Below are 24,579 nucleotides of genomic sequence, written 5' to 3'. Positions count from 1 at the left end.
CCGCCATGCCCGCCACAAAATTATATTGACTGTCATCCATTTCTGATTTGGGAATGGCACACGAGCAAAGAAAAAATGGCATTACACCCGAAGGTACTTTTTTATTTCCCAAACATTCCACCATTTTCATCAAATATCTCCAACAGTTCATGAACTCTCATGACTTCATCAAGAATAGGTTGAACATTATGTCTTTCCCCCAATACTTGATAAATTCCATCATTTAGATAGTAGGCTCTGAAGATGTGATGCGGCACATCTGTTTCTTCTGGCTTGTTCAAGATTAGACTTGGGAAGATATTTCCTACAATTCCACCTTCAAGATACATATCCAGTCGTTCATCAAAGTGCTCTATTGCATTTCTAAGTTTCTTATCATGCAAAGGGCTGCTTTCTGTCACATCAAAAATTTGCCTCAGAAACTCAGCACGGTTCTTATGTAAAATCTTCTCACCTTTTCCACCAATCATTGATGGAAAGAAGTACCGAGCTATAGCAGCACTATGATTGATGAAGTTTTGTAGACAGTCTAGAAGCTCATCTTTCCGATCTTGTGGCCCTAGCTTCCCTTCACTGATCGCTTGGATGTACTTAGATGCTCTATCCACGGCCTGTAGAGCCGATGTTGTATTGAACAACATCGATTGGATATAGAAGACTTGGTGCGGAGGCCATATTGATGGCTCATTTTTATCCATTATCTATCCTTTGCTAGATTGCAGTGGCATACCGATTTTGACTACATTAGCAGAAGTGTGGAATATCCGCTCTTGGCACAGAGCAGACGTTAACACCTACAGCATCAGGAAGCTTCTGAATGCCGCATCAGCGGCATGGAGGCGCCAGACAAGGTTACATATGTCTGTAGAATGAAATGGCGCCGAAAGCCCGGCGTAGCTGGTTACGGGTTCATAAACTCTGCCTGTCTTCCCCCTGCCCTGGTTAGCCTTAACCCGCTATCAGCAATGAAGAACTTTTAACCCCGGTGAGCGGGCTTAACGGCGTTTACGACATAAAGGGCGTGATTTCCGGGGCCTTTACCAGGGTAGCTTGCAGCTGACGCTTAGAGGGATGTTCTTCAGATATTTCAGCAACACCAGCGAACTTAACACGGTAGCTGAAAAGCCCAGGGCCGGATATCCTGCCGCGCGGCCAGCGAAAGCCGGCGGCAGGTGCGCATCATCAATCATCCGTCAGTACAATGCGTCCTATGACCCGGTACTTTTGCGTATCAAAGAGGTAAAACCAGACCGCGATGGCGGCGCCAAAGCAGAAGCAGGCCAACACGATCCACGGAATGGCATGATAAAAGGAGGAGCTGGCGGCAGCGCCGGCGGCAAACGCCATATTTTTGAATAACAGATAGACGATATAGATCATCCCCATCCCCCCAAGCAACGGCGCAACGCCCGTTTTAAACCAGTGTCCTTTGCCAATATTTTCTTTATTGCCGTGGAAGTAAACTATCACCGCAAAGGCGCAAAGCGCCTGGACAATCATAATGCCCATCGTACCCAACAGCGCCAGCAGGGTGTAAATATCCGCGTAAGGATCTTTCCCGGTGATAAAGAACAGCAACACAATCAGCGTGGCGATAACGGTCTGCACCGTAGAAGCAATATGGGGCGAGCCATGGCGTGAGTGTGAACGACCCAACGTACGCCCGGCAAACGGAAACAGATTTTCCCGCCCGAGCGCATAGAGATAGCGCGCCGCGCAGTTATGAAACGCCATCCCGCAGGCAAAAGAGCCAGTGATCACCAGCAGCTTAAACACCCCGACCGCCCACTCCCCCAGATACTGGCGTGCCGGACCGTAGAAAATCTCTCCTGCGCGGTTAGGATCCTGCGCAAGGGCAATAGCCCGCTCCGGTCCCGTTCCGGCAATCGCCATCCACGAAATGAACACGTAGAACACGCCGATACCAATCACGCCCAGCAGAGTGGCCAGGGGAATGATCTTTTTCGGGTTCTTCGACTCTTCACCGTACATTGCCGATGACTCAAAGCCCACCCATGACCAGAAGGCGAAGAATAATCCAATTCCGGCACTGGCGCCGACCACCCCTTTCGCCGGGGTAAAGGCGTTCAGCGGGTTGATCGACTCGGGGACAAAACCCTGTGGCCCTCCGCCATGGATCAGCACCGCCACCGCGACGGCGGTGAGGATCAAAATTTCCAGTACCAGGCACAGGCCGAGCACCCTGGAAGTGAGCGAAATATCGAAATAGCTCAGCACTCCGGTGGTCATTAGCATGGCGAAGGCGAAGATGAGCCAGGGGATATGTACGCTGAAGACCGTATTGATTAAATCCTCGCAGAAAAAGGCGAAGATCCCGACCAGAGCGGCCTCGAAGACAATGTAGGTCATGGTCACCGTCACTCCTGACGCCATGCCAACGATCCGCCCCAGGCCATGTGAAATGAAGCCATAAAATGCGCCGGTAGCGGTAATGTACCTGGCCATCTGCGCATAGCCGATGGCAAACAGGGCAAGGATAAGGGTGGCGACCATAAACCCCGCGGGCGCATACTGGCCATTACCACTGCCCACCGCGATCGGCACATTGCCCAGCATCGCAGTGATCGGCGCCGCCGTGGCGATAGTCATAAACAGCACCCCGCCAAGGCCTACCGCATTTGGCCGCAGCCGTTGTACAACATGTTTCTCCGCCGCTGGCGCGGGATTGGCAAGAATTTCATTGCTCATGATGAACGCTCCGTTCAGTTCAGGCACGCGGCGGATTCAGGCAGGATCTGCCCACCGTCAACAATTAGCGACTGGCCGGTGATGTAGCCAGCCTGACGGGAGGCGAAGAACAGCGCTGCCGCGGCAATATCTTCCACCGTTCCAAGGCGTTTGAGCGGCACGGCGCTGGCCATCCCGGCGATATAGTCCTCGCCCATATCCCTCAACCCTTCCGTGATGATATTCCCCGGCAGGACGGCATTGACGGTAATGTTGTCGCCGGCCAGTTCTAACGCCGCGCTACGCATAAAACCCAGCTGGGCCGCTTTGCTGGCGGCATAGTGAGCCCAGCCCGGATAACCCGTTACCGGGCCGGTAATCGAAGAGGTGAGGATGATGCGACCATACTCTGCCCGTTTCAGCCATGGCAGCGCCGCCTGGACAGTTAAAAAAGTCCCTTTACTGTTGATCGCCTGCACCTCATCCCACTGCTGTTCGCTCATGTCTGCCAGCGGCGCCGAAGGAAAAATCCCCGCGTTGCAGCAGACAATATCCAGCCCCCCACACTGCTGTGCGGCTTCTGCCACACAGGCTTTTACCTCTTCGGCATGACTGACGTTGCAGGTCAGGCCGCGTAGCGTTAGTCCCTGCTCCGCCGCCTGGCCGATCGCGCTATCGATACGCGATGGTGTCCGGGCGGTAATGGTCACCTTCGCTCCGGCGCGGGCAAAGCCGAGTGCAATGCCAAGACCGATCCCACTACTCCCGCCGGTCACCAGCACATGTTTGTTCATAAAATCTGACATCATTTTTCCCCGTCTGTGAAAGTTTTGCGATCCCATCCGTATGGCCTGGCCGTGCAGCGATCTCCGTCGCTGGCAGGAAAAGAATAATCACGTAAATGTTGAATGTTCAACATTTTAATGTGAGATTTCAGCATAAAAATAATGCGCTATGATTGGGCACAGGATTGGTGCAAACAGTCAATTAATTTACCTATATATATCAACATGATAATAAGAAAAACCTCGCGTTTTTTACGCCTGAATGAGAAAAACCCACATTATACGTTCTGTTATGGTGCAACCGGCTGAACCTAGCCAACAAAATCACACTAACTATCTGTTATTAAAATAATTAACAAACAAAAATCATGATTGAAGCGCAAAAGAAAACAAAAAAACCCTCACACATCTTGCAAATCCCGCAACCACAACATAAAAATGTGTTAAGCGTGTCATTTCAAATTGAGGACAGCATGTTTAACGACGAGTATTTAACAACACTTACCCTGAAGCTGCGGCCGCTCCTGCCCCGCTGGGGGCTCAGCGAAGGCGCAGAGATTGGCCTGCTGACGGTTTCAGAAAATGCCACGTTTCTGGTCAGCGATAAGGCGGCGCAGAGAAAGATCGTGCTGCGAGTGCATCGCCCAAACTACAGCTCAGCGGTGGAGATCCATTCTGAGCTGATGTGGCTAAACGCCCTGCATGCCCGGGGAGGTATCAACATCGCCGTACCGCTTGTACTGGATGATGGGAGCTGTATCGCCAGCCTCATCGACGGCGAATCGGTCACCCACGTCGTGGGATTCACCTTTGTTGCGGGCAGCGAACCGGATACCGGTAGCCATCTCACCGGCTGGTACCATGCCCTGGGAAGGGTTGCGGGAAAACTGCACAGGCACAGCGAAGGCTGGGTAAAACCTGAGGGTTTTCATCGCAAGGTGTGGAACACCGAGACGATTATCGGACGTCATGCCTGGTGGGGGGACTGGCGGAAAATGACGCAACTGAGCGCCGACGATATTACGCTGCTGGAGGCGGTGGAGGCCACAGTGGTCGCCAGACTGGAAGCGTACGGGCAGGACCCCGACCGCTATGGGCTGGTGCACTGCGACATGCGGCTGGCCAACCTGCTGGTGAATGGGAATTCGCTGACGGTGATTGATTTTGACGACTGCGGCATCTGCTGGTTTGGCTGGGATTTTGCCACCGCCGTCAGTTTCATTGAAGACGACCCGGCCCTTGCGGACTACCGCACTGCGTGGCTTGCGGGTTACCGTAGCGTCCGCCCCTTCAGCCAGCAGGACGAAGTGATGCTTCCGGTGCTGGTGATGCTGCGCCGTTTACAGCTGACGGCCTGGCTGGCCAGCCATAGCGAGACAGCCACCGCCCGTCGCTACAGCCCGCAGTGGGGCGCCATCACCGTACGCCTGGCCCAGGCGTTTCTCCTCCAGGCGTCACCGCTTAGCGCTACCGTTAACTGCAAGGAACCTGCTGATGAACAATAAAACCCCCATTCTTCAACTGAACCGTTTTGACGCGCTGACCGGCGTGGCCGACGAAAACCTGAGCAGACAGATTGCCCGTCGCCACGCCACCCAGGGGACCAGTTCGGTGCTGTTTTATCCACAACCGATCGTCATGGCGACGGCCTCCGGAGCCTGGATGGAGGACTCCGCCGGCAACCGTTATCTGGATATGTATAACAACGTGCCGGGCGTGGGGCATTGTCATCCGCATATCACCCAGGCGATGGTGCGCCAGGCCGGGTTACTGAACACCAACACCCGCTATCTGTTCCCGGTACTGGAGCAGTACGCGGACAGCCTGCTAGCGACTTTCCCCGCCGGGCTGTCGAATGTGATATTTACCTGCACCGGCAGCGAGAGCAACGACATCGCCCTGCGGATGGCTCGCTTTATCAGTGGCCGACAGGGGATCATCGTCACCGAAAGTGCCTATCACGGCAATACAACGGCGGTGATGGAGGTCTCTCCCTCCGGGCACAAAGAGGCCCTCCTGCCCCCGTGGGTGCATACCATTCCCGCCCCTGACCTGCGCAGGCTGACCGCGGGCCAGACGCTGTCTGACCTCTTCGCCGCCGACGTTGAGCGCGCCATGGACGCGCTGGATGCGCGGGGCTTCGGCTGCGCGGCGCTACTGGTGGATACCATTTTTTCCAGCGATGGCGTTTTCGCCGATCCGCCAGGATTTCTGGCCCAGGCGGTCGCCCGCGTACAGGCGCGGGGCGGACTGTTTATTGCCGATGAGGTCCAGCCGGGCTTTGGTCGGACAGGCTCTCATTTCTGGGGCTTCCAGCGTCACAGTGTGCAACCGGATATCGTCACGCTCGGCAAGCCAATGGGGAACGGTTTTCCCATGGCCGCGGTCATCACGCGCCCGGCTATTCTGCGGGCGTTCAGCGAAAAGACCGAGTACTTCAACACCTTTGGCGGTAACCCGGTGGCTGCCGCCGTGGGCCTCGCGGTACTGGAGGTGATTGAGCAGGAGGCCCTGATGACCAACGCCCAGCGCAACGGGGACTATCTGCGTGCCGGACTGCGCCAGCTGGCCCAGGATTTCCCGGCCATCGCCGACATTCGCGGCGCCGGGCTGTTCAACGCCATCGAGTTTGCCCGGCCAGACAGCGGAGAGCCGGATCCGCAGCTGACGAGTCGCGTTATCTATCACTTGAAGCTTGAGGGCGTGCTGATTGGCGCGGCCGGTCGCTTTGGCAACAGCCTGAAGATCCGCCCGCCGCTGTGCTTCAGTCGCGATGATGCAGATTTCTTCCTCGAACGGCTGGCGAAAGTAATGGGCCACCTGAACGCATAGTCTAACCGGGAGGGCAAACATCCAGTTTGTTTGCCCTCGGCGTGCAGGTATATTAACGGCATCAGCGACTTCAGGGAGAGTAACCAGCGTTCATGTCGAAGAGAAAAGAAGACCGTCAGCAACAGATCCTGCGCGAACTGGCTGAGACCCCGACCCTGCGGATTGGGGATATGGCGCGCACCCACGGTGTCTCTACCGAAACCATCCGTCGCGATCTTGACGAACTTACCCGCCGGGGCGTTCTGAACCGAACTTACGGCGGTGCGGTGCGGGCCATGAACAGTGAACCGACGGTCACGGAGCGCCATCAGCTGTTTACCGAAGAGCGCGAGCGCATCGCCCGGGACGCCGTCCATTGTATGCGCGACGGCAAAATATTTATGATCGGCTCCGGCGCCACCACGGTACATGTTGCCCGCCGGATGGCCAGCGAGCTGCGGGATATTACAGTCATCACCCACGCCTTCGGCGTCGCAACGGTGCTGTCGATGAATCCAACCATCCGGGTGATCGTCGCTCCCGGGGAGTACTGCGCGACCGAAGGGGCAATGACCGGTGCGCAGACGCTACAGTTCCTCAGCCAGTTCACGGCGGACTATACGCTCCTGGGGGCCAGCGGTATCGCCGCCGATGGACCAAGCGAGGCGTTAATCGACAGCGGAACGGTTTACCGGGCGATGATCCAGCGCGCCGCGAAGAGCATTGTCGTCGCCGACCATTCGAAGTTCGGCCTCACCTACCCCTACCACTACGCGGGCTGGTCGGGCATTAGCCGTTTAATTACTGACCAGCCCCTGCCCGACCATCTCGCTACCGTACTCGGCCGGGAAAAGGTGGTCGTGGCGCGTGGTCATGCCGCTCCTGAACAGCAGTGACCCGCGCCGGTACGTTTACCCTTTGGCGAAATTGGCCTGGATCCGCTGCTGCAGATAATCCTCGGCGCTGATAGGCGGGTACTTCCTCTGCGGCCCAAGGATCTCGATATCTTTATTGGCCTGGCAGAAAAACGCCAGGCTGTAGCGCGGCCCCTGATATTCGTGGGGCTGCGGGTTTCTCACCCGGTGGAAGTTAGACGGCAGCTGGTCGTCGCTCCAGCGCATCAGCATATCGCCGATATTGCAGGTGATGACCTCTTCCCTTGGCTCAATGCTGGTCCACTGCTGGCTTTCGCGGTCCTTGCCAGGGCAGACCTGCAGGCCGCCCTGACCGGGGCGCTGGAACAGCAGCGTCAGGCAGTCAAAATCGGTATGCGCGCCGGCCCGCCACATCCCCTGCTGCGACTGCTCGGTTGCATAGTAGTGCAGCATGCGCAAGGTGCTCTGATAGGTGTCACGCTGCGGATCGTGCGCGGTGGTAAAAAACGATTCCGGAAAACCGAGCTTTAAAGCAAAGCAGGAGAGGATCTTCATCCCCAGCTGCCAGCACTGCGATTCAAATCCGAGCATCGTCTGTCGGAAGCCTGGCAGCTCCCGATCGCTGGGCCAGCGCCCGTCCATCAGCGGACGGGTTATCTGATATGACTCTTTTTGATCCGGCGTGCGGGTCGATGGCCGGACCTGCGCCTTGCTCTCCCAGCCGGCGTTGCCGGCCAGCGGATACTGGCGCTTCACCTCGTCGGGCAGGTCGAAAAACGCCTCGGTCGTGCTGAACGCCTGGCGGATCGCCGCCAGCGGAATACCGTGGTGGCTGACCTGGAAGAAACCGATCTCCACCGCCGCCTCCCACAGTTGTTCGGCAATGTCATTTTTTCTTTCTGCAAAGTTAGACAGGTCGATACAGCGCACTTCGCGGGCAAAGGTCTCTTCGCCCTGGGCGCCCATCAGCGCCTCTTTTTCCAGTTCCTGTAAGGCATAGCGTTGATTTTGGGTGGTTGCGTTCATCGTCATTATCCTGTGATCAGTTAAACAGCGGCGCGCTGTTGGAGGGTACGGACTGCCGCCAGCGCGTCGTGCCGCATCGCTTCAAGGTCGAGACCGGGAATGGCGTCATCTTCCACGATGGGCCGGCCATTCAGCAGCAGCGCCTTCAGCGCGGCGCGGCCGCCGCAGGCCACCGGGCCAATCGCCATATCATGCAGGCCGAAGTAGCGCGGATCGTCCAGCCGGTAAATGGCGAGGTCCGCCTGCATCCCGACCTGCAGGGTGCCGCTCTGCGCTAAGCCAAGGATCTGCGCCCCGCCGGCGCTGCCCCAGCGCACCACATCCTCCACCGTGGCCGCATCGGCCCCACCCTCGAAGGTGCCCCCGGCGTAGCGCGGCTGCGCCAGCATCCCTTTGCGCGCGCGCTGCAGCAGCCATGCGGCATGGGCTTCGCTTTGCATATCCGCCGCTTCATTGGAGGCAGCGCCGTCCACCCCCAGCGAGACCGGGACCCCGGCCTGCTCCAGCGCCAGCAGATCGGCGATGCCGCTGCCCAGCCGGCCATTGCTTTGCGGACAATGAGCAATGCCGGTACCGGTGCGGCCCAGCAGGGCAATCTCCTCCGGCAGAAGCTTCACCAGATGGGCAAACCACACGTCATTTCCCAGCCAGTCGTGCTCCGCGCAGAACTGCACCGGCGTCATGGCGAATTTCTGCCGCGCGGCGTCAAGATAATCGACGGTTTCCGATAAATGGCTGTGCAGCCGGATCCCCAGCTGGCGGGCCAGCTTCGCCATCTCCCGCAGCTGGGCGCCCGGCGCGGAGTGCAGGACGGTAGTGGGCGCCATCACCACCCGGCGCAGCGAGTCGGGCCGCGGGTCGTGATAGCGGCTGACCAGCCGTTCAATATCCGCCATATAGCCGTCGAAGGTTTCCGGACGCAGCGCCACCGGCAGATCCTGCTCCACCGCCCGACCCTGGGTCGCCCCACCCCGGCACAGAACGATGCGCATCCCCAGCGCTTCCCCTTCGCTGAAGAGAATCTCCGACGTATCGAAAGGCATATCCGGCCAGTACAGGTAGTTGTGATCCGCCACGCTGGCGCAGCCCGAGCGCAGGAGCTCCACCAGACCAATGCGCACCGCCAGACGAAAAGTATGTTCATCGAAAGCCGCGCGAAAGCGGTACGGCGTGGCGCTCAGCCAGGCCGTCAGGCTCTGGTTCAGCCCCTGCGGCTCGCCCTTCAGCAGCGACTGAAAAAGATGATGGTGCGTATTCACCCATGCCGGATAGATTACGCAGTCGCGGGCGTCGATCAGTCGCTCTTCCGGCAGCGGCGTCAGGCTGCCGATGGCCGCAATCTTGCCGTCGCGGATGCGAATATCCGGCCCGGCCAGCCGCGCCGCCTCTCCGGACAGACCGCTGAGGATGGCATGGGCATTTTTAATGATGAATGACATGGCGTCGCTCCTCAGGGTTTTACCTGCATGGTCTGGACAAAGTCGGTGGTATAGGCCTGTTTCCAGTCGGTGGCCGCCGCCAGCAGACCGGCGCTGACCATAAAATCGCGCGTCTTTTGCCAGCGGGCGTCGGTCATCGTCCCCCAGCCCTGGCTGGCGGCATCCCCGCCGTCGATCAGATGATGCTCACGGATCTGGGTCACGCCCCAGGCGAGCAGATCGTCGGTCATTTTCGGGTTGTCCTGCTTAATCAACGCATTTCCCGGCGCCGGATCCTTGAGATAGCTCACCCAACCCTCCATTGAGGCGCGGACAAACTTCGCCATCGCCGCTTTACGCTCAGCGATGGTGTCCGGGCGGGCGATGAGAATGCCGCCATAGGGAGGGTAACCATGCTCAGAAAAGAGGAAGAAGTTCGCCTTCACCCCGGCCTTCTGCACCTGGAACACCTCGGAGCTGACATAGGCCTGCTGGGCGACAGCGTCGTCGACGACAAAGGGTTGAATATTGAAGGTATAGGGGCGAACCTGAGCGTCGCTCAGCTGGTATTGCGCCTTCAGCCACGGCCACCATGTCGCCTGACCGGAGCTGGAGACCAGAATGGTTTTGTCTTTCAGCCCCTGCAGGGAGGTGACATCGGCGTGGGTCAGCAGCCCCTGGGGATCGTACTGAAAGGGCGCGGCAATGGCTTTCGCCTGGAAGCCGCGCTGAATGCCTTCCAGCAGCTGCAGATCGTAACCGATGATCACATCGGCCCGCTTCGACAACAGCAACTGCATGCCGTTGACCTGCGGTCCGCCGGAGCGGATCTCAACGTCGAGACCATATTTTTTGTACAGCCCAGTGGCCTGAGCCTGATAATAACCCCCCTGCTCCGCCTGAGCGTACCAGGAGGTCAGCAGAACGATTTTTTCCTCGGCCTGAACGGCCAGCGAGACACCGCCGAGGGCCATCAGGCCCAGCCAGCGTAAGCCCCGGGGAAGGCGTGCGCCTGTTTTCATTATCCCTCTCCTCTTTACGCCGGGAGGGGGAGCGAGCGAATGTGGCTCAGCCTCCCATCCCGGTCAACATTGAACCGCGACATGGTGACTGAGCAATGTCCCGTATGGATAACCCGTACTGACCGCTTCTACTCACACTCAGCTATACAAAAACAATGCCAGATTTGATGGCCCGCGAGCGGCCGCGAAAAATCGCCTGCGCCGCCGCCCTTGGGCATGCAACCTTTGATTCATGCACTCATTAAATGCACCGTTTCGGTGCGCTAATGAATGATTTTAGTGCCTGTCCGGTCTCTCACAGCTGGCTGAAGAGCATCTCCAGCTGGTTCAGCATCATCGAGGCGGCAAGGGAAAGCTGGCGGGCGGGCGAGACGCACAGCGCCAGGGTGAAAGGCTTAAGCTGCGGATCGGTTAGCGGCACAAACGCCAGCTGGCCGGACTCGATCTCATCGAGAATATCCAGCCGGCACAGGATGCCGATGCCCATCTGCTCTTTGATCAGGGTGCGGATCATGTGGATGTTATTCGATACCGCCACCTCCTTCACCTCGTTGCCGCTGATGTTCACCAGCGCCTCCACCGGTTCACTGATCATCAACGGGGCGGATGGCAGGATAAACGGATAGTCGATGCACTGGCTAAAACGCACAGCGCTGCGGCTGGCCAGCGGATGGCCGGTCGGCACTACGATCCCCATATTCATTTCGGCAAACGCCCGCACCTGCAGTTCGCGGGAGGTCTGCGGATTAAGCATGATGCCGAAATCCGCCTCGCCGGAGATCAGCGCCTGCTGGATGTGGATATTGTTGATGGTGGTCAATGTAAAAGAGATGTTGGGATAATGTTTGTGCACCTCTTTGAGCATCGTCGAAAAGAAATGCCGGTTAATGGCATCGATAGTGGCGATGCGCACATGCCCCCGCCGCAGTCCGCGCAGGTCATCCAGCTGCTCGCAGACCCGGGTAAAGTCCTTTTTCCAGTTATTGGCCGCGTGCAGCAGCAGCTCCCCGGCGGCGGTCAGCCGCAGCCCGGTGGGATGGCGCTCGAAGAGCGGCATCGCCAGCTCCTGTTCCACGCGCAAAATCTGACGGTCAATAGAAGACGCAGACACATGCAGCGCCTCTGACGCTTTACGAAACGACCCCTGACGGGCCACTTCGGTGAAATAGAGCAGAAATCGGGAGAAGGCAAACATCGTTTGGGTGCTCTCTTTTTTGCAACGGGTTGTGCGAATCAAAGCTCTGGACGCAACAGTTTTATCACAATACCGTAGCATTCATAGCGGAGAAACGATCGTTTCATCCATTTTTGCACGCCGGACAGTCACCGCGAAGGAGCGGGTATCCCTTCGCTGCCCCTGGCCGCCCTGCAGACAGCGGATTGAGGGAGAGAAAACGGTAATGCACAGCCACGATCTTATTTCGGTCTCGGTGGGGGAAATACGCCCCAACGGCGAGGGAAATCTATCTTTAATATTGCAGGCGGCGGCCGGGGAAATATTACCGGCCTACTCCGCCGGGGCGCATATCGATATTATTATTCCCGGCGTTGGCCCGCGGCAATATTCCCTGTGCGGCATGCCTGACCGCGCTAATCATTATGAAGTTTGCGTCCGGCTGACGGACGCGTCCACCGGCGGCTCACGCTACTTGCACCAGCAGCTCAAACACGGCGATCGGCTCTCCATTTCGTCGCCGCGCAACCATTTTCCCCTGCCGGAGGCCGGGCGCTACCTGCTGTTTGCCGGCGGCATCGGCATCACGCCTTTGCTGGCGATGGCCGAAGCGATTGCCGCCAGAAAAGGGGCGCTGGAGCTGCATTATTATGTCGCCAGCTCGCGCCAGACGGCCTTCACATCGCGCCTGGCCCAGCTGGCCGCGAGCGGCACGGTGGCGATCCACTGCAGCGAGGAAGGCGCGTCGTTTCGCCAGCGGATCCCCGAATGCTTAACCACGCCCCACCCTGATACCGCAGTGGTGGCCTGCGGCCCGGAGGGCTTTATTCAGCGACTGCGGTCAGTCATGGAGGAATATCGCTGGTCGCCGTCGCAATTCGTATTCGAGCGCTTTACTCCCGCGGCGGAAAATAATATCGCGGCGAACAACGCATTTTATATTGAGCTGGCCTCCAGCGGGCAGCGTCTGCTGGTCGCCGCGGATCAAACCATTGCTCAGGTATTACAGCATGCCGGGGTGGAGGTGATGCTCTCCTGCGAACAGGGAATGTGCGGATCGTGTATTACCGGGGTTCTCGACGGGCTCCCCGAACACCGGGACAGCGTGCTGACGGCGGAAGAGAAAGCCGGCAACGACCAGATCACGCTCTGCTGTTCGCGGGCGAAATCGCCGGGTCTGGTTTTGGATCTGTGAGGAGACTGACGATGACGTTCTCCTCCTCTTGCGCGCCGCTCGCCGGCATCAGCCGCGCCCGACTTCCGGCCTGGGCGCTGCCCGACGGCTGGCCGACGCAGGCCAACGATGAACCCCGGCTGGCGGACCTAGCCTTTCGCGATGGACGGATCGCCGCCGTGACGCCCTCCGTTGAGCCGGCTCCCGGCCTGTGGGACCTGGCGGGGGCCCTGACGCTCCCCGGCCTGGTGGAACCCCATGCCCATCTGGACAAAACCTTTACCCTTGAACGCTGCCGTCCAGCGCAGGCCGGGCTGCTGGCGGCGATCCACGCCATGCACGAGGATCGCCGACACTGGACCAGGGCGGATATTCAACGTCGGGCGTCCGCCGCGCTGGCCCGGGCGGCAGCAAATGGCGTGACCCATTTACGCAGCCATATCGACTGGTTTACCGCCGACGCGCCGGACGCCTGGCAGGAGATCGCCCGTCTCGATACCGGCGGCATCACCCTGGAACGGGTGGCGCTGGTCCCGCTGCCCCTGTTTCGCGATCCGGCGGACGCCGAGGCCATTGCCCGGACGGTCGCCAACAGCGGGGAGCGCTGCCTGCTGGGGGGCTTCATTCACTCCTCCAACTGGGACGCCGCGGCCATGGCAAACCTGCTGCGCAGCGCGGCCCGCTGGGAACTGGATCTGGATTTGCATATCGATGAGGAGCTCAGCGAGGTGTCTCAGGGGCTGACCTGGCTGGCGGAACATCTCTCCCGCCACCCATTCCCCGGGCATATCTGCTGCAGCCACGGCTGCGCGCTGGCCGCCGGCAGCGACGCGCAGGCGGCGCTGATCCTGCGCCAGCTGGCGGCGCACGGCGTCACCCTTATCGCCCTGCCGATGACCAACCTGCTGCTGCAGGATGCGACGTTCGGCCGCACGCCGCGCCAGCGGGGGATCACCCTGCTGCACGAGGCGCAGGCCGCCGGCGTGGCCACCCTGCTTGGGTGCGACAACGTGCAGGACGCTTTTTGTCCGGCGGGAAGCTACGACCCGCTGGACACCCTGGCCTGCGGCCTGTTCAGCGCCCAGCTCAGCGACCCGTTCGACCGGCAGTCTCGGCTGATCTGCGATCGCGCGGCGCTAACCGGTTCGCCGGCAGACGCGGCCCCTTTTGCCGTCGGGGCGGCGGCCAGCGTGGTGATTTTCCCGGGTAGCGACCGTTTTACCTGGCCTTTAAACAGCGCCGCCCGTCTGGTGGTTAACCACGGCAGGTTAACCCACCGGCGAGTGTGGCAGGAGGAGATGGCACATGAGTCTTGAAGCAGGCGCGGGGGCGCCGCTGGCGCGGTATGCCGCCTGGCGCAGAGCCGGCGATTTTATTTTTCTCTCCGGCATTATTCCGGTCAATCCCCTGACCGGCACCATCGTCAACGGCTTTCAGGATGTGCCTGAGCCGGTGCGGGAGCTGCTGGGGGCGACCGGGGAATTTTCAACCGATGCGAAGCAGGGGCCGATCCTCGCCCAGAGCTGGTACGTTCTGGAAAGCATCCGCCGCACCGTGGCGTCCGCGGGAGGGCAGATGGGCGACGTTATCAAGCTGGTGCAGTACTTTCGCAACCTTGACCATTTTCCCTATTACAGCCGGGTCAGGAAGCTGTTTTATCCCGACCAGCCGCCCGTATCCACCGTGGTGCAGGTCAGCGAAATGCTGCCCGACGCCACGGTATTGATTGAAGTCGAAGCAACCGTCTGGTTACCCCAGCCAATTCACTCCGAGGCACCGCGATGATTAACGGTTACATTCCTGCAGCGCGCTTTCTCCCTTTTCTGAGCTGGACGGACGTGGCCGCCCTGCCGGATAAAAGCAATACGGTTATCGTCCTCCCCACCGGAGCGATCGAACAGCACGGCCCCCATCTGCCCTGCTCGGTGGACAGCGTGATCTCCTCCGGCGTGGCGGGCCATGCCCTCGCCCGGCTGCCGGCGGCGATCCCGGCCTACGCCATCCCGCCGATCGTCTACGGTAAGTCAGAGGAGCATCTGCATTTTCCCGGCACCCTGACCCTCAGCGGCGATACCCTGCTGCATACCCTGCTGGAGATCGCCGAATCCCTCTATCGGGCCGGTTTTCGCAAGCTGCTGATGATCAACGGCCACGGCGGCCAGCCGCAAATCCTGCAGATCGCCTGCCGGGAAATGCGCCTGCGCCACGGGGATTTCATCGCCATCCCGCACGACGTGTTCAACGTGCCCAACTGCGAAAAACAGTTCCTCAGCCCGCATGAACAGCGGATGGCAATGCACGCCGGGCATAGCGAAACGGCGCTGATGCTGGCGCTGGCGCCGGAGTGCGTTCATATGGAGCGGGCGGTCGCCAACTTCCCGCCGGAATTCCCCTGCCCGACCCTGTCGAAAGGCCGTCCGGCGGCGGCGTGGGCGTCCTATGACTTTGGCCCCAGCGGGGTGATTGGCGACCCAACCCCGGCGACGCGGGAGCAAGGCGAAGGGCTTCTCGACTCCCTCGCCGCCAGCTGGGCGCAGGCAATCATCGAGATCCACCGCATGGCCTGGGTCGAACGTCGCGAACCGACCTGGGGCAAACAGCACTGGCACGGCTTTGTGCAGTCCCTCCCACCCTCTTTCGCTGCTGAATCCAAGGAGCCCTGATGAATACCAGACCAACGCCAGTTTTTACCCTGCTGACCGTGGCCGCCCTCGCGGCCTCAGCCTCCTGCGTCGCGGCGGAGAAGTTCACGTTTCTCACCAACTGGTATGCCCAGGCGGAGCATGGCGGTTTTTACCAGGCCCAGGCCACCGGGCTGTATAAGCACGCCGGACTTGATGTCGAAATTAAAATGGGCGGCCCGCAGATCAACGTCATGCAGCTGATGGCGGCCGGTCAGGCGGACTGCACCCTTGGCGACAACGGCCAGGCGCTGGAGACCTGGCAGGCCGGGGTGCATGCGGTAACCGTCGCCACCGTGTTCCAGCACTCGCCGACGGTGTTTATCACTCATGACAAAGTGAGCAACCCGGCGGAGCTTAAAGACAAAACCTTCCTGCTCGCCACCGAGGCCTATACCTCCTTCTGGCCGTGGGCGAAGAGCGAGCTGGGTCTGGCTGGCAGCAAAGTGCGCCCCTATACCTTTAACGTTCAGCCGTTCCTCGCCGATAAAAATCTGGTGCAGCAGGGGTACGTGACCTCCGAGCCGTTCTCCGTCGCCAAAGGCGGGCAGCCGTTCTATGTCTATCCGCTCAGCGACTGGGGCTACCCGCCCTACGGCAACTCGATTATCTGTATGGCGGACACCATCCGCAAACGTCCGGCGGCGGTGGCGGCCTTCGTCAAAGCCTCCATGGAAGGGTGGAAAAGCTACCTGCAGGATCCTGGCCCCGGCAACAGCCTGATCGGCAAAGCGAACCCGCAAATGAGCGCCGAGCAGATCGCTTTTGGCATTGCCCAGATGAAGCAGTACCAGCTGGTGACCGGCGGCGACGCCATGACCGGCGGCATCGGCATCATCACCGAGCCACGGCTGAAGAAAACCTGGGACATGCTGGTGAAAAACAACCTGATCGACGCCAGCAAGGTGCCGTTTGAGCAGACTTACACCCTGGAGATGGTCAAAGACGCCGGAGTGATGCCATGAATACCGCCCCGAAACTGACCGTGATGAGCGACACCCGCTTTATACCCGCCTCCGCCACGCCGGCCATCGAGGTGCTGTCGGCGGAGAAGATCTATAGCAACGGCACCCGGGCGCTGCTGCCCGTCAATCTGACCATCAACCAGGGGGAGTTCATTACCCTGCTCGGCCCGTCCGGCTGCGGGAAGAGCACCCTGCTGAAGATGGTCGCCGGCCTGGTGGAGCCCAGCGACGGCAAGCTGATGCTGTGGCGGCGCGACAGCCGGGAAAAAGCGCAGCATCCGCTCTCGTTCGTCTTCCAGGAGGCCACCCTGATGCCCTGGAGCAGCGTGCGCAATAACGTCAGGCTGCCGCTGGATCTGGCCGGCGTGCCGCGGGCGGAGGGCAATACTCGGGTGAGTGAAGTCCTTGAGCTGGTGGGGCTCGGCAAGTTCGCCGACGTCCTGCCGCGCGAACTCTCCGGCGGCATGCAAATGCGCGTCTCCATCGCCCGCGGCCTGGTCACCCGGCCAAAGCTGCTGCTGATGGATGAGCCCTTCGGCGCGCTGGATGAAATTACGCGGAACAAGCTCGACAGCGATCTGCTGCGCCTGTGGCAGGAGCAGAATCTGACGGTGGTCTTCGTCACCCACTCGATCCACGAAGCGGTGTTTCTCTCGCAGCGGGTGATCATGATGGCGGCCCGTCCCGGACGGGTGGTGGAAGATATCGCCATCCGGGAGCCGTTCCCGCGCAGCGAGGCGTTCCGCGTCAGTCCGGCATTTTCCCTGTATGCCCGTCAGCTGCAGGACAGTCTGTTGCAGGCCAGCCAGTCCGGTATGGAGCCATAATATGAAGACCACAACCTCAACGCCGTGGATCCAGCATCCGCGTTTTCTCAAAATTCTCTATCCGACCCTCGTCGCGGTGGCGGTGGTGCTCCTCTGGCAGGGCGCGGTAAGCTATTTCCGCATCCCGGCCTTTCTGGTGCCGTCGCCGCTGGTGATGCTGGACAGCCTGTGGACGCATCTCACGCCGCTGCTGCTGGCGCTACTGTTCACCCTCAAGATCACCCTGATCTCGTTTCTGCTGTCGATTGTCATCGGCGCCGCCGTGGCGTTTATCCTGGTGCAGAACCGCTTTGTGGAGACCGCCCTGTTTCCCTACATCGTGTTTTTGCAGGTGACGCCGATCGTCGCCATCGCCCCGCTGATCATCATCTGGGTGAAGGACGCCACCCTCTCGCTGGTGGTGTGCGCCACCCTGATGGCGGTCTTCCCCATCATCTCCAATACCACCCAGGGACTGCGCAGCGTCTCCCCCGGCCTGCTGAGCTATTTCCGCCTCAATCACGCCAGCCGCTGGCAGACCCTGGTGCGGCTGCGTATCCCCTCGGCGCTGCCCTATTTCTTCGGCGCGCTGCGTATTTCCAGCGGGCTGTCGCTGATTGGCGCGGTGGTGGCGGAGTTTGTCGCCGGCACTGGCGGGACCAATACCGGGCTGGCCTATCAGATCCTGCAGGCCGGCTACCAGCTGGATATCCCGCTGATGTTTGCCGCGCTGCTGCTGATCTCTCTCGCCGGGATCGCGCTGTTCGGCGTGATGTCCTGGGTCTCGCGCCGGGCGCTCAGCGCCTGGCATGAAAGCGAAGCCGTGCAATCTCATTAATGTTTTGCTGACGAACAGGAAAAAGAATGATGACTGATGAACAGCGTCAACAAGCGGTCGCGGCGATCCAGCAGGCACTCCCGGCGCTGGAGTGGACCCTGCAGCCGGCGAAACTCAAACGGCTTTCCCGCGATTTTCACTGGTTCAGTCCGGTACTCGCCGAGCAGCTGGCGGGAAAACAGGCGGACGCGGTGGTTCGCCCACGCGATGAAGAGGAGCTGCGCCAGCTGGTCGCCGCCTGCGCGCAGCATCAGCTGCCGCTGACCTTGCGCGGCAGCGCCACCGGCAACTATGGACAGCTGGTCCCTCTCGAAGGAGGGATGCTGGTGGATATGACCGGGCTCAACCAGATCGTCGCCCTCGGCAACGGCACGGTGAGGGCCCAGGCCGGCATTCGCCTGGCGGACATCGAAACCGCCGCCCGCCCGACGGGCTGGGAGCTGCGCTGTATGCCGTCGACCTATCGACTGGCGAGCCTGGGCGGCCTTTACGGCGGCGGGTTCGGCGGCATCGGATCCATCAACTATGGGCCGCTGGCGGCGCCCGGCAATGTGCTCAGCGTCAAAGTGATGACCGTCGAGCCGGTCCCTCGCGTACTGACCGTCCCGGCACCCGAAGCGCTGCTGCTGCATCATGCCTACGGCACCAACGGCATCATTCTTGAGGTTGAGCTGGCGCTGGCTCCCGTGCACCAGTGGATAGAACGCCTGGACGTGTTTGACGATTTCGCCGATGCCCTGAACTATGCCAACGCCTGCGTCCGCTCGCCGGGGCTGGTGAAGCGCCAGGTCGCGCTGCTGGCCACCCCGATCGCTGACTATTTTAGCCACCTCAACGATCGTTACCGCGCCGGGCAGCATGCGGTTATCAGCCTGATCGCCGAAGAGAGCGAAGGCGTGTGCGCCAGCCTGTTACAGCGCCATCGCGGGGCCACCGCCATCCGCCAGGCCAGCGATGATGCCCGAGCGCGCAATGGCTCGTTAATGGAATACTGCTGGAACCACACCACCCTGCATGCGCTCAAGGTGGACAATACGCTGACCTATCTGCAGACCGCGTTTGATCCGCAGCGCTATCCGCAGCAAATTTTACAGATGGAACAGCATTTCGCCGGGGAGGTGATGTCTCATATTGAATTTCTGCGCGATATCGAAGGCAACCTCACCGCCAGCGGTCTGCAGCTGGTGCGCTATACCACGCCCGAACGTCTCAACGCGATCATGCAGATATTTCGCGATAACGACGTCAAAATTAACAACCCCCACGTGCTGCAGGTTGAGGACGGCAAACAAGGGGTGATTCGCCCTGACGTGGTGGCGGTGAAACAATCTCTCGACCCCGCGGGATTGCTTAACCCCGGCAAGCTGCGCGGCTGGGCGCTGCGCGACCAGCTGGAACTGGACAGCAACCCGCTGGCGCGGGCCACCCGCGAAACTCCCTCGACCTGATCGCTCCGCTCCGCGTGCGGGCAAATGCGGAGCGGGCCCGTCTCTCTTCCCCCTACCCGCACGGCGAGTTTTTTTACGCCACTCATTCATATGAATGAGTGGCGTCTCTGTTTCCTCCGTTATACTCATCAAAAAAGCGACGATAAATTTATTATCGCGGGTTAAATTCACGGTTCAATATTGCTCTCGAGTTAAATTGTCATTTCTGGCAGGTACTGGCAAATAGTTTATTATTCGCGATCATTAAATTATCACTTGCCCCTTGCCTACCTGAACAATAAAAAATGACCGTGAAACTTACCCGCCAGGAATTATTCCTGTGCAGTAAACACTTGTTAAAAACGTTGTCATTTATTTTTATTCAACACAGAAATAGTGAGGGTGATATGAGCGATGCCATTTCTTCGCAACTTGAAAACATCATTACGATGCTGATCGCCATTAGTATCGCCTCGGAAAGAGTGGTAGAGATTATTAAAGGGTATTTTCCCTGGCTTAATCTGGAAAAGCAGGATCCAGTCATAGAAGGAAAACGCAAATCTGCCCTGCAGCTATTAGCGGTGGGGGCCGGAATTGTGACGGCGTTTTTGACGCAACCCTTCGTCGCCGGCAGTTTTTCGGCCTTTAAACACCCGGATCTGATGACATTATGTATTGGCTTGATGGCGAGCGGAGGGTCTGCGTTCTGGAACGCTATCCTTAATTATCTTTTGCAAGTGAAGAACCTTAAGAAGCAACAAGTCAACAGCGTGAAAGCGGATACAGTAGTCGATCCTCTCCCCCTATCTCCGGTTTATCAGGACATGGTTCCTGGCGCAGAACCGGTCAGCTCAAACCCCTGTTTCAATCCGGAGGGTAAATAACATGGTATGGCGTGTCGCAAAGAGTCTGCTGATACTCAGAGATCAGATTAATCAATATGCTCCGCACCGCAATAAGGCCAGCGATGGCACCATTGGTGATGAACATCATGCCCACACAAACTCGGATCATAACCCGCAGGTGTTGGATGGAAATATTGGCGTGGTTACGGCTATCGATATTACGCACGCTCCCGCTCAGGGGTGTGATGCTCAGGCGATTGTCAATGCACTGGTCGACAGCAAAGACAAACGAATTAAATACATTATCTGGAACAAACATATTATTAGCGCTTCTGTCCAGCCATGGGTATGGCGCGATTACCATGGCGCCAGCCCGCACGATAAGCATTTCCACTTATCCGTAGTGCCGGTGAAAGCGCTGTACGATTACACCTTACCGTGGCTTTTCTTTAAGCCACAAACCTGGAAGTAAAAATGAGTTAATCCTCTTTCTCCTGTTACTACGAGGCTAACATGACACAACAAACTGATATTGAGAAAATAAAAGCGGCACTCAACGCCATCGAAGAACTCGAACAGATTGCCCGTTCAACGCAGCCAGCCGATGTAAAGAATTTTTGCGTGGAATATAACAAAACATGGAAAAAGAAAGTGGATGCCGCGCTGACGCTGCTTGACGGATCTACAGGCTCACTGCTTGTTAAGTTCGTTCCGTACTTACCCATGCTGCTAATGATTATTAAGATGCTTAAAGAAGGAGTTGAACAATATTGTCAATTGCATCTCGCGGTGGAGCCTCCCGTAGATAAATAAGTGCTCCCCATCCGGCCAGGGCCTGCACAGGCACTGGCCTCTTCCCCGCTACCGCATCTGGCGACATTTCTCTCAGCCCGACGCCGACCTTATCCTGCGCCGGACAGTCCCGCCATATGGACGATAAGGCCCACCGCGGCGGCGGCGGCCAGTACCCAGGTCAGCTTCCACTTATAGCGAAACAGCAGCCCGGCGGCGGCGAGGGCAATGGCCGCAGACCATGGGTCGAAACCGGACGGTCCCCAGACGCTATGCCAGATAAAAAACAGCGCCAGATTCAGGATAACGCCCACCACCGCGGCGGTGATAGCAGTCAACGGCGCGGTAAATCCCACTTTATTATGCGTGGTTTCAATAAACGGCCCGCCGGCGAGAATAAAGATAAACGAGGGCAAAAAGGTAAACCATGTCACCAGGCACGCCGCCGCAATGCCCCCCAGCAGCACATCATCGACGCCCAATACCGCTTTGGTGTAGCCGCCGACAAACCCGACAAAGGTCACCACCATGATCAACGGCCCGGGGGTGGATTCCCCAAGGGCGAGGCCGTCCATCATCTGCCCTGCGGTCAGCCAGCCATAGTGGGTTACCGCCCCCTGGTAAACGTAAGGCAGGACGGCATACGCCCCGCCAAAGGTCATCAGTGCGGCTTTGGTAAAGAACCCGCTCATCTGGGTCAGCGGATGCGCCCAGCCCAGCATTAGCGTCAGAGCGGCCATCGGCACTAGCCACAGCAGCATCCCGGCGATCAGCACCTGGGCGGTACGCCGCCAGCTGAAAATGGCATGGGCCGGGATCGGCGTCGCGTCATCAATGATGGCGGCCCCGCCGGGATGACTCTGCGCACGGTGGGCGTCGGCTTTGCCGAATGTCGCCGGCGCCATCCGTCCGCCGATAAACCCGACGATCGCCGCGGTCAGGACGATCAGCGGAAAAGGAACGTTCAGCGCAAAAATAGCGACAAAGGCAGCGGCGGCGATGGCCCAGTAGGCGCCATTTTTCAGCGCCCGCGAGCCGATGCGGTGCGCCGCCTGCAGAACGATCGCCGCCACGGCGGGTTTGATGCCATAAAAAATGCCCGCCACCACCGCGACATCTCCCCAGACGAGGTAGATCCACGCCAGCGCGATGAGTAACGCCAGCGAGGGCAAAATAAACAGCACCCCGGCGATGACGCCTCCCCAGGTTTTATGCATCAGCCAGCCGATATAGGTCGCCAGCTGCTGCGCCTCCGGGCCGGGCAGGACCATACAAAAATTGAGCGCGTGCAGGAATCGTCCTTCCGAGATCCAGCGGCGGTTATCCACCAGCTCCTGGTGCATCATGGCGATCTGCCCGGCAGGCCCGCCGAAGCTGATAAAGCCGAGCTTCAGCCAGAAGCGAAATGCCTGCCAGAAGGAGACGGAGGCGACGACGGTAGGACTGTCACTCTGCGGAAGAACCACCGTTTTGCTCATGATTGCCAGACCTCATTTCACAGGATCTCAGTAGGCCGTCGAACAGCGAGCAGGCTGCCGCCAGCAGTTGGTCATCGTCCGTAATGGTTTCCCGCAGCCCTGCAAGAACGCTTTATACCCCGCCTCCGGGGTCGGTACCCCACCGACGTCCAGGAAGTGGATCAACCGCCCCAGGGTATCGGGTATCGGGGATCGCGGCCTCCAGAGCACAGCGTCGGGCCAGAACGTCGAAGGTCACCCGCGTGCCGACGTGCTCTTCAGGGTTCAGCGGCTTGAGACATCGTCAGGTTGAGGGTCAGGAGATGCATTCTCATGCAGTAGACATTACTACAGCATGTCGCGTATGTGACGTTTTCCCACGCGCTGGCTTTGATAAAGTTCGGCAACGCATTTGCGAAAAGCGCAAAAAGACGGCCCGCGCAGCGGCAGACCTGGCGCTAAGCGCGGGGTGGCGATAAGGGGCGCAGCGGCAGGGTGAACAGCGCCAGCCCCACCGGCACCAGGGAGCCCCACAGCACCGCGTTCCAGCCGAAGGCGTTGAGCAGAACGCCGGACGAAAACGAACCCACGATCATCACGCCGAAGACCAGAAAATCGTTGAGCGACTGCACCTGGGTCTTCTCTTCCGGGCGGTGGAAATCGATGATTTTCGCCGAGGCGCCGGTGAAGCCAAAGTTCCAGCCGATGCCGAGCAAAATCAGCGACAGCCAGTAATGATATACCCCGACGCCGCTGAGACCGACCGCCACCGACGCGCCGGTGATCAGCAATCCCGCCGCCGCCATGCGCACGGCGCCGAAGCGCTGGATCAACCGGCCGGTGACAAATCCCGGGCCGTACATCGCCATCACATGCCACTGGATCCCGAGGTTGGCGGCCTGCTGGGAAAGACCGTGCATATGCATGGAGAGCGGCGCGGCGGTCATCAGAAAATTCATCACCATATAGGCCACCGCCCCGCTGAACACCGTGGTGGCGAAGCCCGGCTGGCGGATTATCTCGCGCAGCGGCCGCCCTCCGCGCACGCTGGCCGCCGCGGGCTCTGCCGACGTCACGCCTGCCAGCAGAATGGCGGCGAGCGCCGCCACCAGCGCCTGAGCGAGAAAGGTGAAGGCGAAGGTATGGGTCGGCCAGAGGAGCATGGTGCCGGTGACCAGCATCGGGCCAATGATCCCGGCGGCCACGCCGCCGCCCATCACCAGCGACAGCGCGCGGGCGCGACGTTCCGGAGCGACGCCGTCGGTGGCGGCAAAGCGAAAACTGAGCGCCACCGCGGCATAGGCGCCGCCGAGCATCGCGGCGAAGCAAAACAGCAGAAAAGAGCCCTGCACCACCGCCAGAGCGGCCGCCAGACCGGTGACCACCCCGGCGCCGGTACCGGCCATAAACGCGGCTTTGCGGCCCCGCTTTCGCGCCAGCGCGCCGAAAGGCAAAATCGAGGCCGCCATCCCCAGCACAAACAGGGTGATCGGCAGCGTGGCCAGCGACGGGCTGGGGGCGAGGGTATTGCCGACGATAGCGCCGGTGGCGTAGAACACCACCGAGTTGGCGCCGGCCAGCGCCTGAGCGACGGCCAGGCGGATGATATTTTTGTTCTGCGCCGCCAGCGGCAGCATCTGTTCTGTAGACATCCGTTGTTTTCACCGGTGTGAGAGTGGCGCCAGGCTGGCCGTCTGGCATCGCGCCCTGTTTGTTGGGTTCCCTGACCGTTACCTTAGCCGCAAAATACGCTTTTGCACCATAGCGAATAGCAATATTACCCGGCGATCTGACT

General features: G+C 59.6%; 23 protein-coding genes and 1 pseudogene. 14 read left to right on the top strand and 10 right to left on the bottom strand.

The genetic code is table 11. The annotated features are described in order from the left end of the window. Positions 1–101 precede the first annotated feature (101 nt). The 3 genes from LGM20_RS10915 to LGM20_RS10905 form a co-directional block, all read right to left on the bottom strand. Positions 102–698 carry a hypothetical protein gene (locus LGM20_RS10915; protein WP_044523626.1) on the bottom strand — a complete coding sequence of 199 codons (597 nt, stop codon included), beginning with the start codon at positions 696–698 and terminating at the stop codon, positions 102–104. A 484-nt stretch (positions 699–1,182) separates the two neighbouring features. Beyond that, entirely contained in the window at positions 1,183–2,709 is a 1,527-nt protein-coding gene (locus tag LGM20_RS10910) for an APC family permease (protein ID WP_023289983.1), read from the bottom strand. Positions 2,710–2,723: 14 nt separating this feature from the next. Further along, positions 2,724–3,494: an SDR family oxidoreductase gene (locus LGM20_RS10905; RefSeq protein WP_077255375.1), complete on the bottom strand. Its 771-nt coding sequence runs from the start codon at positions 3,492–3,494 to the stop codon at positions 2,724–2,726. 428 nt (positions 3,495–3,922) lie between these two features. Between LGM20_RS10905 and LGM20_RS10900 the strand changes: the two genes are divergently transcribed. The 3 genes from LGM20_RS10900 (at position 3,923) to LGM20_RS10890 (ending at position 7,180) form a co-directional block, all read left to right on the top strand. Continuing rightward, positions 3,923–4,978, top strand: coding sequence for a phosphotransferase enzyme family protein (locus tag LGM20_RS10900; protein WP_224222694.1), 1,056 nt, complete (start codon positions 3,923–3,925; stop codon positions 4,976–4,978). Continuing rightward, the gene (locus tag LGM20_RS10895; protein ID WP_077255373.1) at positions 4,968–6,305 is read left to right on the top strand and encodes an aspartate aminotransferase family protein; all 1,338 of its coding nucleotides are present in this window, start codon (positions 4,968–4,970) and stop codon (positions 6,303–6,305) included. The genes LGM20_RS10900 and LGM20_RS10895 overlap by 11 nt, the downstream gene beginning before the upstream one ends. A 92-nt stretch (positions 6,306–6,397) precedes the next feature. Continuing rightward, positions 6,398–7,180: a DeoR/GlpR family DNA-binding transcription regulator gene (locus LGM20_RS10890; RefSeq protein ID WP_023289987.1), complete on the top strand. Its 783-nt coding sequence runs from the start codon at positions 6,398–6,400 to the stop codon at positions 7,178–7,180. A gap of 15 nt (positions 7,181–7,195) precedes the next feature. Here LGM20_RS10890 and LGM20_RS10885 read toward each other — a convergent pair whose 3' ends face one another. From LGM20_RS10885 to LGM20_RS10870, 4 genes are all read right to left on the bottom strand, one after another. Continuing rightward, the gene (locus LGM20_RS10885) at positions 7,196–8,185 is read right to left on the bottom strand and encodes an isopenicillin N synthase family dioxygenase (RefSeq protein WP_072413302.1); all 990 of its coding nucleotides are present in this window, start codon (positions 8,183–8,185) and stop codon (positions 7,196–7,198) included. Positions 8,186–8,205: 20 nt separating this feature from the next. After that, positions 8,206–9,624, bottom strand: coding sequence for an amidohydrolase family protein (locus LGM20_RS10880; RefSeq protein WP_044523638.1), 1,419 nt, complete (start codon positions 9,622–9,624; stop codon positions 8,206–8,208). Positions 9,625–9,635: 11 nt separating this feature from the next. Further along, on the bottom strand, positions 9,636–10,625 hold the full coding sequence (locus LGM20_RS10875) for an ABC transporter substrate-binding protein (RefSeq protein ID WP_023289990.1): 990 nt from the start codon (positions 10,623–10,625) through the stop codon (positions 9,636–9,638). A 295-nt stretch (positions 10,626–10,920) separates the two neighbouring features. Further along, entirely contained in the window at positions 10,921–11,820 is a 900-nt protein-coding gene (locus LGM20_RS10870) for a LysR family transcriptional regulator (RefSeq protein WP_004202952.1), read from the bottom strand. A 205-nt stretch (positions 11,821–12,025) separates the two neighbouring features. On the opposite strand from LGM20_RS10870, the gene LGM20_RS10865 reads away from it, so the two are divergent. From LGM20_RS10865 to LGM20_RS10815, 11 genes are all read left to right on the top strand, one after another. Continuing rightward, positions 12,026–12,994 (top strand): PDR/VanB family oxidoreductase, encoded by a 969-nt coding sequence (locus tag LGM20_RS10865; protein WP_044523641.1) that lies wholly within the window; start codon positions 12,026–12,028, stop codon positions 12,992–12,994. A gap of 11 nt (positions 12,995–13,005) precedes the next feature. Further along, entirely contained in the window at positions 13,006–14,289 is a 1,284-nt protein-coding gene (locus LGM20_RS10860) for an amidohydrolase family protein (protein ID WP_044523642.1), read from the top strand. Next, positions 14,279–14,758: a RidA family protein gene (locus LGM20_RS10855; RefSeq protein ID WP_044523644.1), complete on the top strand. Its 480-nt coding sequence runs from the start codon at positions 14,279–14,281 to the stop codon at positions 14,756–14,758. The genes LGM20_RS10860 and LGM20_RS10855 overlap by 11 nt, the downstream gene beginning before the upstream one ends. After that, on the top strand, positions 14,755–15,636 hold the full coding sequence (locus tag LGM20_RS10850; RefSeq protein WP_032453162.1) for a creatininase family protein: 882 nt from the start codon (positions 14,755–14,757) through the stop codon (positions 15,634–15,636). Before LGM20_RS10855 ends, LGM20_RS10850 begins: the two co-directional genes overlap by 4 nt. Continuing rightward, on the top strand, positions 15,636–16,619 hold the full coding sequence (locus LGM20_RS10845; protein ID WP_044523648.1) for an ABC transporter substrate-binding protein: 984 nt from the start codon (positions 15,636–15,638) through the stop codon (positions 16,617–16,619). Before LGM20_RS10850 ends, LGM20_RS10845 begins: the two co-directional genes overlap by 1 nt. Further along, entirely contained in the window at positions 16,616–17,446 is an 831-nt protein-coding gene (locus LGM20_RS10840; protein WP_023289995.1) for an ABC transporter ATP-binding protein, read from the top strand. Before LGM20_RS10845 ends, LGM20_RS10840 begins: the two co-directional genes overlap by 4 nt. A 1-nt stretch (position 17,447) precedes the next feature. After that, the gene (locus LGM20_RS10835; protein ID WP_023289996.1) at positions 17,448–18,263 is read left to right on the top strand and encodes an ABC transporter permease; all 816 of its coding nucleotides are present in this window, start codon (positions 17,448–17,450) and stop codon (positions 18,261–18,263) included. Between the two features lie 26 nt (positions 18,264–18,289). Then, positions 18,290–19,711 (top strand): FAD-binding oxidoreductase, encoded by a 1,422-nt coding sequence (locus tag LGM20_RS10830; RefSeq protein WP_044523650.1) that lies wholly within the window; start codon positions 18,290–18,292, stop codon positions 19,709–19,711. Positions 19,712–20,097: 386 nt separating this feature from the next. After that, positions 20,098–20,574, top strand: coding sequence for a hypothetical protein (locus tag LGM20_RS10825; RefSeq protein ID WP_044523691.1), 477 nt, complete (start codon positions 20,098–20,100; stop codon positions 20,572–20,574). Between the two features lies 1 nt (position 20,575). Continuing rightward, positions 20,576–21,007 (top strand): hypothetical protein, encoded by a 432-nt coding sequence (locus LGM20_RS10820; RefSeq protein WP_044523652.1) that lies wholly within the window; start codon positions 20,576–20,578, stop codon positions 21,005–21,007. Positions 21,008–21,048: 41 nt separating this feature from the next. Continuing rightward, positions 21,049–21,348, top strand: coding sequence for a hypothetical protein (locus tag LGM20_RS10815; protein ID WP_044523654.1), 300 nt, complete (start codon positions 21,049–21,051; stop codon positions 21,346–21,348). 89 nt (positions 21,349–21,437) lie between these two features. On the opposite strand, the gene chrA is transcribed toward LGM20_RS10815, so the two are convergent. The 3 genes and pseudogenes from chrA to LGM20_RS10805 all read right to left on the bottom strand — a co-directional run bounded on the left by chrA (position 21,438) and on the right by LGM20_RS10805 (position 24,436). Next, positions 21,438–22,805, bottom strand: coding sequence for a chromate efflux transporter (chrA, locus tag LGM20_RS10810; RefSeq protein ID WP_044523657.1), 1,368 nt, complete (start codon positions 22,803–22,805; stop codon positions 21,438–21,440). Next, positions 22,774–23,067, bottom strand: a pseudogene (locus LGM20_RS26535) (chromate resistance protein ChrB domain-containing protein); the annotation flags it as partial. The gene chrA and the pseudogene LGM20_RS26535, both read right to left, overlap by 32 nt. Positions 23,068–23,242: 175 nt before the next feature. Next, positions 23,243–24,436: an MFS transporter gene (locus LGM20_RS10805; RefSeq protein WP_224222695.1), complete on the bottom strand. Its 1,194-nt coding sequence runs from the start codon at positions 24,434–24,436 to the stop codon at positions 23,243–23,245. Positions 24,437–24,579: the final 143 nt, after the last annotated feature.

The organism is Klebsiella quasipneumoniae subsp. quasipneumoniae (assembly GCF_020525925.1).
In the GTDB taxonomy this organism is placed as follows: domain Bacteria; phylum Pseudomonadota; class Gammaproteobacteria; order Enterobacterales; family Enterobacteriaceae; genus Klebsiella; species Klebsiella quasipneumoniae.
Note: the sequence above shows the minus strand (reverse complement) of the source record. Positions and strands in the feature narration are given on the sequence as shown.

Bases quoted from the DNA above. Each gene is read 5' to 3' on its own strand.
- LGM20_RS10915 (WP_044523626.1), bottom strand. From the start codon at position 698: ATGGATAAAAATGAGCCATCAATATGGCCTCCGCACCAAGTCTTCTAT.
- LGM20_RS10910 (WP_023289983.1), bottom strand. From the start codon at position 2,709: ATGAGCAATGAAATTCTTGCCAATCCCGCGCCAGCGGCGGAGAAACAT.
- LGM20_RS10905 (WP_077255375.1), bottom strand. From the start codon at position 3,494: ATGTCAGATTTTATGAACAAACATGTGCTGGTGACCGGCGGGAGTAGT.
- LGM20_RS10895 (WP_077255373.1), top strand. From the start codon at position 4,968: ATGAACAATAAAACCCCCATTCTTCAACTGAACCGTTTTGACGCGCTG.
- LGM20_RS10890 (WP_023289987.1), top strand. From the start codon at position 6,398: ATGTCGAAGAGAAAAGAAGACCGTCAGCAACAGATCCTGCGCGAACTG.
- LGM20_RS10885 (WP_072413302.1), bottom strand. From the start codon at position 8,185: ATGAACGCAACCACCCAAAATCAACGCTATGCCTTACAGGAACTGGAA.
- LGM20_RS10880 (WP_044523638.1), bottom strand. From the start codon at position 9,624: ATGTCATTCATCATTAAAAATGCCCATGCCATCCTCAGCGGTCTGTCC.
- LGM20_RS10875 (WP_023289990.1), bottom strand. From the start codon at position 10,625: ATGAAAACAGGCGCACGCCTTCCCCGGGGCTTACGCTGGCTGGGCCTG.
- LGM20_RS10870 (WP_004202952.1), bottom strand. From the start codon at position 11,820: ATGTTTGCCTTCTCCCGATTTCTGCTCTATTTCACCGAAGTGGCCCGT.
- LGM20_RS10865 (WP_044523641.1), top strand. From the start codon at position 12,026: ATGCACAGCCACGATCTTATTTCGGTCTCGGTGGGGGAAATACGCCCC.
- LGM20_RS10860 (WP_044523642.1), top strand. From the start codon at position 13,006: ATGACGTTCTCCTCCTCTTGCGCGCCGCTCGCCGGCATCAGCCGCGCC.
- LGM20_RS10855 (WP_044523644.1), top strand. From the start codon at position 14,279: ATGAGTCTTGAAGCAGGCGCGGGGGCGCCGCTGGCGCGGTATGCCGCC.
- LGM20_RS10850 (WP_032453162.1), top strand. From the start codon at position 14,755: ATGATTAACGGTTACATTCCTGCAGCGCGCTTTCTCCCTTTTCTGAGC.
- LGM20_RS10845 (WP_044523648.1), top strand. From the start codon at position 15,636: ATGAATACCAGACCAACGCCAGTTTTTACCCTGCTGACCGTGGCCGCC.
- LGM20_RS10840 (WP_023289995.1), top strand. From the start codon at position 16,616: ATGAATACCGCCCCGAAACTGACCGTGATGAGCGACACCCGCTTTATA.
- LGM20_RS10835 (WP_023289996.1), top strand. From the start codon at position 17,448: ATGAAGACCACAACCTCAACGCCGTGGATCCAGCATCCGCGTTTTCTC.
- LGM20_RS10830 (WP_044523650.1), top strand. From the start codon at position 18,290: ATGATGACTGATGAACAGCGTCAACAAGCGGTCGCGGCGATCCAGCAG.
- LGM20_RS10825 (WP_044523691.1), top strand. From the start codon at position 20,098: ATGAGCGATGCCATTTCTTCGCAACTTGAAAACATCATTACGATGCTG.
- LGM20_RS10820 (WP_044523652.1), top strand. From the start codon at position 20,576: ATGGTATGGCGTGTCGCAAAGAGTCTGCTGATACTCAGAGATCAGATT.
- LGM20_RS10815 (WP_044523654.1), top strand. From the start codon at position 21,049: ATGACACAACAAACTGATATTGAGAAAATAAAAGCGGCACTCAACGCC.
- chrA (WP_044523657.1), bottom strand. From the start codon at position 22,805: ATGAGCAAAACGGTGGTTCTTCCGCAGAGTGACAGTCCTACCGTCGTC.
- LGM20_RS10805 (WP_224222695.1), bottom strand. From the start codon at position 24,436: ATGTCTACAGAACAGATGCTGCCGCTGGCGGCGCAGAACAAAAATATC.